Origin of the sequence: Liquorilactobacillus mali KCTC 3596 = DSM 20444 (assembly GCF_000260415.1) — a bacterium.
Taxonomy (GTDB): Bacteria; Bacillota; Bacilli; order Lactobacillales; family Lactobacillaceae; genus Liquorilactobacillus; species Liquorilactobacillus mali.
In genome coordinates, this window is sequence record NZ_BACP01000046.1 from 41,532 (window position 1) to 53,640 (window position 12,109).

The 12,109-nt window shown below is 36.0% G+C and carries 12 protein-coding genes; 11 read left to right on the plus strand and 1 reads right to left on the minus strand.

Annotation, left to right across the window (positions count from 1 at the left end):
• Window positions 1-19: 19 nt before the first annotated feature.
• The 4 genes from rhaD to GSM_RS08305 all read left to right on the plus strand — a co-directional run bounded on the left by rhaD (window position 20) and on the right by GSM_RS08305 (window position 3,448).
• Complete coding sequence (rhaD, locus tag GSM_RS08290) at window positions 20-835, plus strand: rhamnulose-1-phosphate aldolase (protein WP_003686972.1); 816 nt, start codon at window positions 20-22, stop codon at window positions 833-835.
• An 88-nt stretch (window positions 836-923) separates the two neighbouring features.
• A complete protein-coding gene (locus GSM_RS08295) occupies window positions 924-1,820 on the plus strand; it encodes an AEC family transporter (protein ID WP_003686975.1) in 897 nt (298 codons plus the stop codon).
• A gap of 208 nt (window positions 1,821-2,028) precedes the next feature.
• Window positions 2,029-3,102: a helix-turn-helix domain-containing protein gene (locus GSM_RS08300; RefSeq protein ID WP_010078078.1), complete on the plus strand. Its 1,074-nt coding sequence runs from the start codon at window positions 2,029-2,031 to the stop codon at window positions 3,100-3,102.
• A gap of 31 nt (window positions 3,103-3,133) precedes the next feature.
• Window positions 3,134-3,448, plus strand: a complete 315-nt coding sequence (locus tag GSM_RS08305) for a SemiSWEET family transporter (RefSeq protein ID WP_003686979.1) — start codon at window positions 3,134-3,136, stop codon at window positions 3,446-3,448.
• A gap of 154 nt (window positions 3,449-3,602) precedes the next feature.
• On the opposite strand, the gene GSM_RS08310 is transcribed toward GSM_RS08305, so the two are convergent.
• On the minus strand, window positions 3,603-4,238 hold the full coding sequence (locus GSM_RS08310; protein ID WP_003686981.1) for an NAD(P)H-binding protein: 636 nt from the start codon (window positions 4,236-4,238) through the stop codon (window positions 3,603-3,605).
• Between the two features lie 262 nt (window positions 4,239-4,500).
• Between GSM_RS08310 and GSM_RS08315 the strand changes: the two genes are divergently transcribed.
• From GSM_RS08315 to rsmG, 7 genes are all read left to right on the plus strand, one after another.
• Window positions 4,501-5,565 carry a flagellin N-terminal helical domain-containing protein gene (locus GSM_RS08315; RefSeq protein ID WP_003686984.1) on the plus strand — a complete coding sequence of 355 codons (1,065 nt, stop codon included), beginning with the start codon at window positions 4,501-4,503 and terminating at the stop codon, window positions 5,563-5,565.
• A gap of 147 nt (window positions 5,566-5,712) precedes the next feature.
• A complete protein-coding gene (fliD, locus tag GSM_RS08320) occupies window positions 5,713-7,164 on the plus strand; it encodes a flagellar filament capping protein FliD (protein ID WP_010078079.1) in 1,452 nt (483 codons plus the stop codon).
• 11 nt (window positions 7,165-7,175) lie between these two features.
• Window positions 7,176-7,502, plus strand: a complete 327-nt coding sequence (locus GSM_RS08325) for a hypothetical protein (RefSeq protein ID WP_010078080.1) — start codon at window positions 7,176-7,178, stop codon at window positions 7,500-7,502.
• Window positions 7,503-7,522: 20 nt separating this feature from the next.
• The gene (fliS, locus tag GSM_RS08330; RefSeq protein WP_003686991.1) at window positions 7,523-7,912 is read left to right on the plus strand and encodes a flagellar export chaperone FliS; all 390 of its coding nucleotides are present in this window, start codon (window positions 7,523-7,525) and stop codon (window positions 7,910-7,912) included.
• 17 nt (window positions 7,913-7,929) lie between these two features.
• Window positions 7,930-10,089, plus strand: coding sequence for a glycosyltransferase (locus GSM_RS08335; RefSeq protein ID WP_010078081.1), 2,160 nt, complete (start codon window positions 7,930-7,932; stop codon window positions 10,087-10,089).
• Between the two features lie 66 nt (window positions 10,090-10,155).
• On the plus strand, window positions 10,156-10,806 hold the full coding sequence (locus tag GSM_RS08340) for a DNA alkylation repair protein (RefSeq protein ID WP_010078082.1): 651 nt from the start codon (window positions 10,156-10,158) through the stop codon (window positions 10,804-10,806).
• Between the two features lie 559 nt (window positions 10,807-11,365).
• Window positions 11,366-12,094 (plus strand): 16S rRNA (guanine(527)-N(7))-methyltransferase RsmG, encoded by a 729-nt coding sequence (gene rsmG / locus GSM_RS08345; protein WP_010078083.1) that lies wholly within the window; start codon window positions 11,366-11,368, stop codon window positions 12,092-12,094.
• The last annotated feature ends 15 nt before the right edge of the window (window positions 12,095-12,109 follow it).

Here is a 12,109-nt window from a genome sequence, read left to right on the forward strand (position 1 = left end):
AACTAGGGAGAAAAGTATAATGACTAAATTTGTAAATTCAAAATTTGTAAAAAAAATGTGTGAGATCACGCATGAGTCCTATGTACATGGTTGGGATGAACGCAATGGTGGCAATGTTTCATTGAGAATCGATAGTACCGATTTAGCTGATTTTGATGATGTTAAAGAAATTAAAAAAACTTTTGTGCTTGGCTTTGATGCATCTCCATTAGCAAAGGAATATTTCTTGGTTACTGGAACAGGACGGTATTTCAGAAATGTAATTAATCAACCAACTCTTGACTTAGGTTTGGTTCAGATTACAGCTGATGGACAAAAGGCAGATTTATTGTGGGGCTTTGAAGATGGTGGTAATCCAACATCAGAATTTCCAAGTCATTTGATGACACATATTGAAAGATTAAAATTCGATAAGACTCACAGAGTTGTAATGCATTGTCATCCAACAAATGTGATTGCATTGTCATTCACACAAGATTTAAATGAGGGACATATATCACGACTTTTGTGGAAGATGCAAGCAGAATCTTTGGTAGTCTTTCCAGAAGGTGTAGGTTTGATCCCATATATGACACCGGGCACAACAGCTATTGGCAAGGCAACGGCAAGTAAAATGCAAGATTTTCGTGTAGTAATGTGGCCACATCATGGGTTGTTTGGAGTAGGTTCAGACTTAGATGAGACATTTGGCTTGATCGAAACGGTTGAAAAAGCTGCAACAATCTATTCACAAATTGGGGCACAAGGCGGAGAGATTAGACAGTCTATCTCTGATGAACAATTGAAGGAATTAGCTGCGGCATTTAATGTTGTTGCGAATCCAGCATTTCTTTAAGGAAAGCAATAAGAATAAAGTCAAGTAACTAAAAAAAGTTACAGTGGCTTTATTTTTTTAATGTAAATTACATCATGGAGATGAAAGGATGAATGTTTTTGAGAATGTGATGCTGCCGGTGATATTAATTTTTGTTAGTGGATATATTTTCAAAGTAAAAACACGGATTTCTATTAAGCCGCTCTCAACTATGGCAATATATTTGCTTCTTCCTTTTTTGGTATTTCAAACATTTTACAAGTACTCTATCAATAGTAAATTCGTAACCATTATCATTGTGACAAGTATAATATTGATACTGTTAATCATCATGGGAGTAGTGTTTAGCCGTTTTTGGGGGTTAAATCAGGATGAGAGAGATGCATTTTTGTTATCTATTTGTTTTCCGAATAGTGGGAATTTCGGGATACCTATAATAATGTTTGCATTTGGTAGCAAGGAATTACAATATGGAATGGCAATTATGATTTTTCATAATATATTGATGGGAACAGTAGGAATATATGTAGCATCTGATAAGAGTTCAGGTGCGAAAGAGGCTTTGGCGAATATTTTTAAGCAACCAATGAACTATGTTATGTTACCAGCAATTATATTAAACAAGTGTAATGTTGTGGTACCCAATTTTCTTATGAAGAGTGTCAACTTAATAGGGAATGCAACAATACCAATCATCATGTTAGTCTTAGGAATGCAATTGGCAGAGATTCACTTCCAAAAAGTAGGTTGGTGTAAAGCAGGGTGGGCATGCTTATTTCGCTTAGGAATATCTCCGCTGATAGCTTACCTTATAGCAACGGTGCTGATGCTTAGTCATAGTATGATGGTTGTACTAGTAGTGATGTCAGCGATGCCTAGTGCGGCAAACACTACATTATATGCAATTGAGTTTGACAAAAAGCCTCAATATGTTTCTATCTGTACTTTAGTCAGTACTATCTTCTCTGTTGTGACAATCACAATGATTTTAAATTGGATGATTTAGAGAGTGTGTTATAAGCGATAAAGTGATTTTACCTGAAAAAGGATTTAAAATTAAGAGTATTGAAATGAGATTTTGACTTTCTTTTGAGATTTGTTAAGCTGTAAACGAATACGTTTTTTAGTGCTCATTCTTTAAAAGTAATATTCAAAAAGCCTTTGAAGTTACATATTCATATTGGCTTTTCGAGTAATTATAGGGGGATGAAAAAATGTTAAATCGAAGAGTTATGACCATGCTAAGAACTTTAAACCCAATTGAAACCAAACAAAAGCAAGATGAGTGTTATCTAGAAGAAATACCAGCAAATACAATTGAGCGAACAGGGCAAACAAACAGTTTTAAAGTTCTAAATAACTATTTTTTTAAGAACAAGGATATTTATATAAGTAAACACAATAGATTCGCACCTTATCCGACACATTCACATACTTTTTTAGAAATTAATTATATGCTTGAGGGAAGATCAGTTCAGTCAGTAGATGGCGAAAAGATTGTTTTGAATAGCGGGGATTTACTATTATTAGATGTTGGAGCGACGCACTCTATTGGAGCACTTGGTGAAAATGACCTATTGATTAACATATTATTTAGAAATAGTAACATTAATATTGACTTACTAAAGGATTTAAGGCGGAGTCGCAGTGTTTTATATGATTTTTTATTAAGAAGTTCAATAAAGTCAAACCAAAAACAAGATTTTCTAGTTTTTAGAACGGCAAAAAATTATAAAATTTCACAGATAATGGATGAAATCATTGAAGAATATTTTTTGAAAAGAGAGTTCTCAGATACTGTTATCAAGTCTTATTTACAAATTTTGATTACAAATCTAGTGAGAAACTATCGTATTTTGGAAAATGAGCCCCAAAGTAAAACAAGGCGAATAATGATTGAGGTCCTAGATGAGATCGATAAAAATTACACAGATATTAACTTAAAGCAAGTAGCTGCAAAATATAATTACAATAAAAACTATTTCAGTAACTTATTTAAAAAAGAAGTTGGGAAATCTTTTTCAGAAATAGTGTTAAGAAAACGATTGACGCAAGCAAATGTTCTAATCACTTCGACCGCACTCCCAATTAATCAAATTGCTCAAGCCGTAGGAATTTCGAACTATAGTTTTTTTATAAAAAGTATTTTGAATTTTATAAAGAATTGCCAGCAGAGCAGCGAAAAAGAGGGCTGTAGTTTGTTAATATATGATGTACAGATGTTATGTGCAGTTGTCTTTTCTCCTGCATTATTTTTTACGTCGCTGAAAAACAATGATATGATATAATGCATACTTTAATCATTAAGGAGAAAAATACATGAGAATTGATACATCAAAATACCCAGAAGGAGAAGATGCCGTATCTGCTGATAGAATTAGGCGTCTCAAATTATTAAGTAAATTGGCAACTGTTATGTGCATTGCGATGTATATTTCATATATTCCTCAAATTATCAGTAACTTTTCAGGACAACCAGTAGGATTCCTGCAGCCATTTGTAGCTATGGTCAATGCTTCTTTATGGACGGGATATGGGTGGAACAAAACGTACAAGGATTGGCCTGTAATAATCTCCAACGTTCCTGGTATCTTTTTTGGCCTATTTACAGTTATTACGATATATATTCACTAGTATAAAATAAGAAGTATTTTACTAGACTACCAGTTAATTTATTATAAAAAGCGCCTCAATGAAAGATATTGAGGCGTTTTTTATCTGCGAATAACAGTTTCCAAATTACATTTAATGAAACTGTGAACCAACTATTTATTACAGAAAAACTAAATTATACTTGTTTTAAAGCTTTATCAATAGGGGTTTCACCGTCACTCATCTTAATTATCTTTTGGTTAGTATTCTCAAACTTGATAATAGCGGCCAATGTCTCAGCAACGTTTTGAATTGTATTTTTAACGCCACTATTCTCATTAATACTAATTTTGTGAGATCCCTCTTCATCAATTAATGCGGCGGCTTGCAAGATCGTATAGTCTAAGTTACTTTGATTCACAAGGTAGTTATCCGCAAAGAATTTAGCAATATTATAATCCAAGAGATTTTCCATACCCTTATTCTTCCATTGCTCTGGTTCCAAGGAAAAGGCAGAACTCAGCATAATAAAACGATTAATATGATTGCTTTTAGCCGCCAGCATTACTTTAACAGCACCGAAAGCATCAGTTTGCAACAAATCCCTTCCACGTGATCCGGCAACAAAGTAAATCACATCCACACCTTTGACGATTTTTGATAAGGTTTCAAGATCGTCATGCAGATCTAATTTTAGTGGTGTAACATGGGGATCTTTTAAAACCTTTTCTGGAGATCTAGCACCAGCAAAAATTTCATAGTCTTCCAGAGCTAATTGCTTAATCAACTTAGTAGCAACACGACCAGTAGAGCCAACAATAAATATCTTCATTTCCACACTCCCTAATATTGTTTACAAACTATATTTTAACATTTTTAGTTATTTTAACATTAGTGATGTCACTTTAGTAAAACTTATTTTAGTTGCAGAGAAATTTAACGTGAAAGAATAACTGTACCATTTAAACACTGCAGATAAAATCAAAATTTATGAATATTTCTTGATGAGAGTATTAAACAATCTATTACTCGACCGATATCTATAAGCATGAGGGGGAAGCCTCAAAAAACATGTAAAAATGGAGGAATTAAATATGCGTATAAATACTAATATCTCTGCAATGGATACATTGCGTAACTTAAATGCTGCTACAACAGCTAAGAGTGATTCTTTAGCAAAACTTTCATCTGGTTCACGCATCAACAAGGCCGGTGATGATGCTGCCGGATTGGCTATCTCAGAAAACATGAAGTCACAAATCAGTGGGATGACGCAAGCAACTCGTAATGCTCAAGATGGTGTTTCATTGATTCAAACAGCTGAAGGTGCACTTAGCGAAAGTCAAACAATGATCGAACGTATGCGTGATCTCTCTGTCCAAAGTGCTAACAGTACTTTGTCAGACAGTGATCGTCAAGATATCCAAAAGGAATTCGGTGCTCTTCAAAGCGAAATTACACGTGTTAGCCAAGATACAGAGTTCAATAACAAGAGTCTTTTGAGTGGCAACAACACATTTACTTTCCAAATCGGCGCAAATGCCGGACAAACACTCTCAGTTTCAATCAGTGATATGAGTGCAGATTCATTAAAAGTTGGAAGCACGGCTTTGTCTTTAACAGCTTCAACTACTGATATTGCTGCAATGTCAACTGCAGCTGATACACTTGTTGCAATAGATACAAGCACTGTTACAACAATTACTGGGGCCCTAACTGCTTTAGGAGCATTGGGTGTTGATACTTCAGGATTAACAGATGGCGATTCTTGGAGTTCAGTTTCAGGATTATCAGATGTATTGGCTAAAGCAGCAACATTGGCAACAACAAATACAGCAGCAACAGCTACACAAAAGCAAGAAACTGCTGATACTATTAAAGCATCTCAAGCAATTACAGCACTTACAAAGGCTGTAAGTACCGTTTCTGGTCAACGTGCAGATCTTGGTGCCGCACAAAATCGCTTGACACATACAATCAACAACTTGGGAACAACTTCCGAGAACTTATCTGATGCAAATTCACAGATTCGTGATGTTGATATGGCTTCAGAAATGACAACATTTACAAAACAAAATATTCTGACACAGGCAGCCACATCAATGCTTTCTCAAGCTAACTCAATGCCTAATACTGTTCTTACTTTACTTCAAAGCTAAGATAATTACTACAACTTTTGGTTACACAATAACGATTGAAAGTCGAATTCAGATTCGGCTTTTGTCGTATACATAAGGAATACTTATAAACACATAATTTGTTTAATTTAAATACTATAGAACTAATAGAACGAAAGGATTGATATTATGACTAGCGTGACGACAACTGATGGAATTAGTACAACATTAGGGCAATATTCAGGTATCACAGCAAGTACTATTGAGTCTTTATTGCAAGCTGATTCTTCTTATGTAGCCAAGACAAAAGCGCAAACTCAAATTACGACAATCCAATCACAGCAGACAGCATGGGGAGACGTTAAAAGCCGCTTAACCAATTTTTTGACTGATATTCAAGCACTTGAATCTGATGATGCTTTCAACACAAAGGTCGCGACAACTTCTGATTCAAGTGTAGCCACGATCTCGGGAACATCTGCTGCTGATGAGGGAACATATTCACTCAAAGTCGATCAACTAGCAACTAATACCAAAGCTATTGGTGGTCAAGTCTCTACTGACAAGGATACAGCTCTTGGTATTAGTGGAACCTTGACTTTAAAGAGCAGTGATTCCACTTCGACAGATAATGATAGTTCTTCAACTTCAGTTGACATAAGTATCAGTGATACGGATTCATTAGACAGTGTGGTCGATAAGATTAATGCACAAACTAAAATGTCTGGGATTAAGGCTAGTCTAATAGATAATCACTTAGTTCTAACGGCACAAACTGCGGGGGCAAAAACACTCTCGGTTTCATCAGATAGCGATAGTGTTCTGAGTTCATTAGGGATGAGCAGTGACGCAACAACGACAACAATGGGACAATCTGCTAAGTTTGAATTAGATGGAGTATCAATTGAACGTAATACTAATTCGGTTTCTGATGCAATTGATGGAGTTACAATTAATCTTTCTAAAGTCAGCAGTGACGCAGTGACCTTGTCTTTGACGAATGATACTTCCAAAGCTGTTTCCGCTGTTAGCACGCTGGTCAGCCAATATAATAGTTTGATGGGTCTTATAAATGATGATTTGGATGTCGGTGATCCAAGCAGTTCAGATAATACACAAGGAGCATTAGTTGGTGATAGCGAATTAACTCGACTTCAAAGCCAGTTAAGCAGCTTGATGACGTCTGCGGCTACGAATGGTACAACTTTGAACGCCAGCAAGTTAGGAATATCAATTACCGATAATGATGGGACGGTTGGATTTGACGAAGACAAGTTTAAGGCGCAATTAGCTAGTGATCCTGAGACAGTAAAAAATTTCTTTTATCAATCAACTAAGAGTGTCACAGGGACGACTACTTCAGAATCGGGCTATGCCGCAAGCTTGGGAAGTCTAGCGAACAACTATCTGTCGGACACATCGGCAAATAAGGGAGTTATTGCGGTTAAGCTAGCAGGATATACCTCTTCAATATCTAGCTTAAATGACCAGATCGATAAATTTACCACGGCACTTGAGGCTAAGAAAGAACATTATGTTGATATCTATACACGACTTGATACTGCGATGATGAAAGCTGAAACACAGCTTAGTTATATAACTAGTCTGACATCATCGACATCAAGCAGTAGTAGCAGTTAAGAGGTAAGCAAGTGAATGATTATAAGAAAATAATAATGAAGATAAATGTGCTGCTTGAAAACAGTTCGTACCAAGAAATATCTGAGTACGAGGAAGTACTTAATGAAACTAATACAATGTTAGATACTTTGAAAAGTCTTACTAGACCAGATGGGTTAGCTGATATGGCTGAGTATAAACGAATGCAGCATAATTATGAATTGCTTATCTCACAACTTAAGGAAAAGAAACACGAGACTTTGAACCATATTCAGAAGTTAAATCAATCGCAGAAAAGTACTGTAATGACCTATTTGCAACAAGAAGAGGGGCCATCACTGATCGACATGGACTTATAGTATTAAAGGAGCATAAATATATGTATACAGATAATCGGAGAGCCAAAGATGTTTATCTAGGCAGTCAGATTTTAGGAGCATCACCCGAGAAGTTAGTCATTTTCTTGTATGAAGGTGCAATCAAGAGTCTCAAACGTGCGGAATTCGCATTGGATAATTCTGATAACAAGAGTGCTCATCATGAATTGGTTAAGGCACAGGATATTATCAATGAATTAAAGCAGAGTATTAATCAAGAGGTCGCTGGAGAGCTGCCGACAAATCTCGTTAGTCTATACGACTTCATGCTAAATGAATTAGTCAAAGCAAATTTGGGTAAGGATAAGGGAACGATTGGACCAGTTGTCGACATGCTAAGTGAATTGCTTGAATCGTGGCAAGAAGTGCTAGCTCAGCAAAATAATATTTGATAAGAGGAATGAGTCAGATGGAGCGAATTAAATGGAGTCAGCCAATTTTAACAATTTCTTTACTTGTTTCCAACCATCTAGACAGTGTACAGAAATGCATGGAGTCATTGTTGCCGTTATTGAATCAGATACCAAGTGAGCTGATTGTTGTTGATACGGTCGGTGCAGCAAGGAGTGATGGATCATTACAGGTTGCAACGGAGTATGCTGATTTAGTGGTGCCCTATGAATGGAATAACGACTTTGCCGCTGCACGTAATGCAGGTTTGAAAAAAGGACGAGGCAAATGGTTCCTTTTTTTAGATGATGACGAGTGGTTCGATGATGTTTCAGAATTAATTGCCTTTTTCAATAATGAAAAGGAATACTCAAAGTATGGTTCACTTTCGTATATTCGAAGGAATTATCATAATTTGGAAGGTACGAATTATTCCAAGAACATTGAGACACGCTGTGTCCGACTGACTGAAATTACAGAATTCAAAAGCCCAATTCATGAATATCTGTCTCCTATTTATATTCCCACCAAAGCTACAAATGTGTTTATGCATCATTTTGGATATGTGGGTAAAAACCTTGATGGTAAACTTGAGCGTAATGAAAGTATTATGCGAGAAGGGCTTGAGAGTAATCCTTATGATATGCATTTATGGGCACAGTTGGTTGCTGGTATGGGAAAGAATACAAAGAAGCAACGTGATACTGTTTTTGAGACTGCACAAGAAGGGCTGAATAACTTCTTCGCAGAAGAAAATAAAATTCCGACAAATAAAAGTGATGCATTCACGCTTATGTGCTATATGATTCAAGCACGCATGCTCAATGACTGCTGGCAAGAAGCAATTGATATCAAAGACGAGTATGCTGGTGAGTTTAAACTTAATCAATATCAAAGATGCGTCCTTGATCAACTAATCTTTGTTACCTTACTGAGTAGGGAAGAGTTTCCACAGGCCGCTAGCTACTTAGAGGATTACATGCTTAACATCCGATGGCTGGTTACTCATCAAAGTGATTTTGTTAATCAATCATCTTTTTATTTTAGAAATATTGTCAACGTTGAGATGGGGATAAAGATGATTATGAAGATCTTCATCAAAGCAATGGTTGAGAAAAATTATCGGACAGTGATTCATTTTGCTAGATATGTTCCTTGGAAGGATGATTTTAGCAATACTGCTAGATTGCTTGGGACTATACTAGAGGCATTATTCTTAGAGGATGATTTGAAGGGACTACAGCAATTGCATGATATGCTTCTTAACGACGATGGACAGCTTCCAGATATTTTTGGACGCGACATAGTTATCCTGAAACAAAAGGATGGTATTGAGGCAGTGCAACTTGCGGCTTTTGTTGCTAGACTGAATTCAGATGATGCTTTTGTTTTGCTTCAGAGATTATTAATTGCACGTAACAATGGAGAATTTGACGTTCTTTTACGGACAATCAAGAAAAAAAATGTAACATGCACATTGCCTAATGAAGAGTTGTTTGTAGAATTAGTTAATAGAGGTATTAATCCAGCATTTACGATTGATAAAGTAAGTCAGGAAGATTGGTACAGGGCTTCACTTGCAATAGTACACAAAATGAGTTCAAAAAAAGATGAGATTCCTGTTTTTGCACGAAGAATCGAGAGTGCCTGGCCAAAATCACAACGCAGGGAGTCATTGTTGCAGATGTTGTATCATGAATTTATTTTTAGTGCAGAAGTCTTGCCAGAAAATATTGAAGAACAACTTCCATTTTATGCACGAAGCATTGTGAGTTGTGCGCAGTACCTATATCATGAAGAACTTTTGTCAGGGGAACCGTCTAATTTATTGCCTGCCGAAACAAGATTTGGTATCTTTCTTTCTCGAGCTTTGGAAGAACAGCAGGAAGGCAATTACTCATTGTATTTTGCCAATCTTAGATGGGGCCTGAATTGTTATGAAGATTCAAAAATAATTGTAGATCATCTTGTAAAGAAGTATCAGGGACTAGAAACTAAGCAAAAGCAGATTGTTGCCGAGATGCAGCGCCTGGGCAATCAAGTGAAGGCACAAATTTTGGATATGATCCGCCAGGGGAAAACAGAAGGCGTACTATCTATGATTAATCAGTTGAAGGAACTGCTGCCAGAAGATAGAGATGTTGATCGATTACATGTACTGTATAAGCGATTATTGTAAAGCATCCCCTAGTTGTGGAGTATCATAAGGAGTGTAATGACCAGCTAGTTTAAAGAAGGGTTGCCAATGCAAAAGATAACTGAATTTAAGCTTGTGGGGGAAGCGGAGCTTAAAGGTCCAATGGCTGCATACATGAAAAATAAATTTTTTTTCGTTGGGGTCAAAACACCTGAGCGTAAACGGCAGTCCAAAGAACTTTTAAAAGTGAGCAAGAAGATGCCATTGAAAGAGCTCATACAAGTGATAGATGAACTTTATCAACGTTCTGAACGTGAATACCAGTATGTAGCGATTGACATTAGCTTTGCGAATGTTAAACGCTTTTCGTTTACTGAGATGAAATTTCTCACGCAGTATGTTACACAGAAAGCTTGGTGGGATTCAGTTGATGCTTGGCGCAAAGTTTTTGGTAAGTATGTGCAACTTTATCCTGATGAGAAAAGACGGCTCTTTGAACTTTTTTACAAGCAGGATAATTTCTGGATGAGGCGTATCTCTATTTTGCTTCAGCTCCTTGAAAAAGAAACAATGGATAAAGAACTATTAACCTTAGCAATCCTCTATGATCAACATACAGACGAATTTTTTATTCAAAAAGCAATCGGTTGGGCATTACGCAATTACAGTAAATTTGATTCAGCGTGGGTCAAAAATTTTATTGAGGAGTATCCCTTGCACAAACTAGCGACACGTGAGGCAAGTATTTATCTGAATTGATAATATTAGTCAGTTATTATTTTTAATATATTTAGGACTATTGAGAAATAAAGAATTAAGAATAACAGAAATGCTGTTTTGGATATTCGGGACTCACCTCTTAAACAAATGTATTTAACAATTTTTACATCAATTTAAAGGCTGTCTAATTAAGAGAGCCTATTTTTGTGTACAAAAAAAGATTAATTGAATTGGGGGATTGATATTCCAAATTACTTATCATAATTATAAATACAAATAAAAAATCTTTGATAGTTATTTTGTTTGCTTATAACTTAAAGTTACCTAATTACTAGGTAGTTTTTTCCAAAAAGGTATGAACTACATATAAGGTTGAGTTATAGGTTTCAAGATAAAGTTTAGTGCAGATTAAAAAGATGTAAAGTGATTCATTTTTTAGTAATTAGATTAAATATAGAATTTACTTTTTCTAAACAAGAAATCAATAAGATTGTTATTCATAAGACCTTGAATTAACCTTAAAAGTATCATAAACTAAGAGTAGTTCGTGAAACAATTGTGTTTCACAAAATGCAATCAGATATTAAAAAGGAGCAATATGAATCCAACAGAATTTAAACAGGCTCTTTTAGACCTGGGAATAGAACTAGATGCCCATCAAATGGAGCAATATGAAGATTATTTTCAGTTGCTGGTAGACTTCAATGCACATACTAACTTGACAGCAATCACCGAAAAAAAAGAGGTATATCTAAAACACTTTTTCGATTCAATCTTGACTGGTGTGGCTGTTTCACAGTTACAAAATAAGCCACTGACCTTATGCGATGTCGGTGCTGGAGCTGGATTTCCATCAATACCATTGAAAATAGCCTTTCCGGACCTCAAGGTAACAATTGTTGATTCCTTGAACAAGCGCATTCTTTTTTTGGATCAGTTGGCCAATAATCTTGGATTGACGGGTGTGTCGTTCTATCACGCGCGTGCAGAAGAATTTGCCGGTAAAAAGAGTCAATACCGTGAAAGTTTTGATATTGTGACTGCTCGTGCTGTTGCACGTCTCAATGTCTTAGCAGAGCTATGTTTGCCCTTAGTTAAGGTTGGTGGAAGTTTTGTTGCACTAAAAGCTCAAAAAGCACACGCAGAACTTGATGAAGCACAATTTGCAATTAAGACATTAGGTGGAGAATTCGTACAGGATAACAAGTTGGTACTTCCCATAACGAGTGATGAGCGTCATATTATTAAGATTGATAAAGTCAAAAAAACACCGGCAAAATATCCAAGAAAAGCAGGGACACCTGGAAAGCAGCCTCTAGTAGGATAGACTAGGATAGACATT

What these genes read in the sequence shown, in the direction of transcription:
- rhaD (WP_003686972.1), top strand. Translation starts at nt 20, where the DNA reads ATGACTAAATTTGTAAATTCAAAATTTGTAAAAAAAATGTGTGAGATC.
- GSM_RS08295 (WP_003686975.1), top strand. Translation starts at nt 924, where the DNA reads ATGAATGTTTTTGAGAATGTGATGCTGCCGGTGATATTAATTTTTGTT.
- GSM_RS08300 (WP_010078078.1), top strand. Translation starts at nt 2,029, where the DNA reads ATGTTAAATCGAAGAGTTATGACCATGCTAAGAACTTTAAACCCAATT.
- GSM_RS08305 (WP_003686979.1), top strand. Translation starts at nt 3,134, where the DNA reads ATGAGAATTGATACATCAAAATACCCAGAAGGAGAAGATGCCGTATCT.
- GSM_RS08310 (WP_003686981.1), bottom strand. Translation starts at nt 4,238, where the DNA reads ATGAAGATATTTATTGTTGGCTCTACTGGTCGTGTTGCTACTAAGTTG.
- GSM_RS08315 (WP_003686984.1), top strand. Translation starts at nt 4,501, where the DNA reads ATGCGTATAAATACTAATATCTCTGCAATGGATACATTGCGTAACTTA.
- fliD (WP_010078079.1), top strand. Translation starts at nt 5,713, where the DNA reads ATGACTAGCGTGACGACAACTGATGGAATTAGTACAACATTAGGGCAA.
- fliS (WP_003686991.1), top strand. Translation starts at nt 7,523, where the DNA reads ATGTATACAGATAATCGGAGAGCCAAAGATGTTTATCTAGGCAGTCAG.
- GSM_RS08335 (WP_010078081.1), top strand. Translation starts at nt 7,930, where the DNA reads ATGGAGCGAATTAAATGGAGTCAGCCAATTTTAACAATTTCTTTACTT.
- GSM_RS08340 (WP_010078082.1), top strand. Translation starts at nt 10,156, where the DNA reads ATGCAAAAGATAACTGAATTTAAGCTTGTGGGGGAAGCGGAGCTTAAA.
- rsmG (WP_010078083.1), top strand. Translation starts at nt 11,366, where the DNA reads ATGAATCCAACAGAATTTAAACAGGCTCTTTTAGACCTGGGAATAGAA.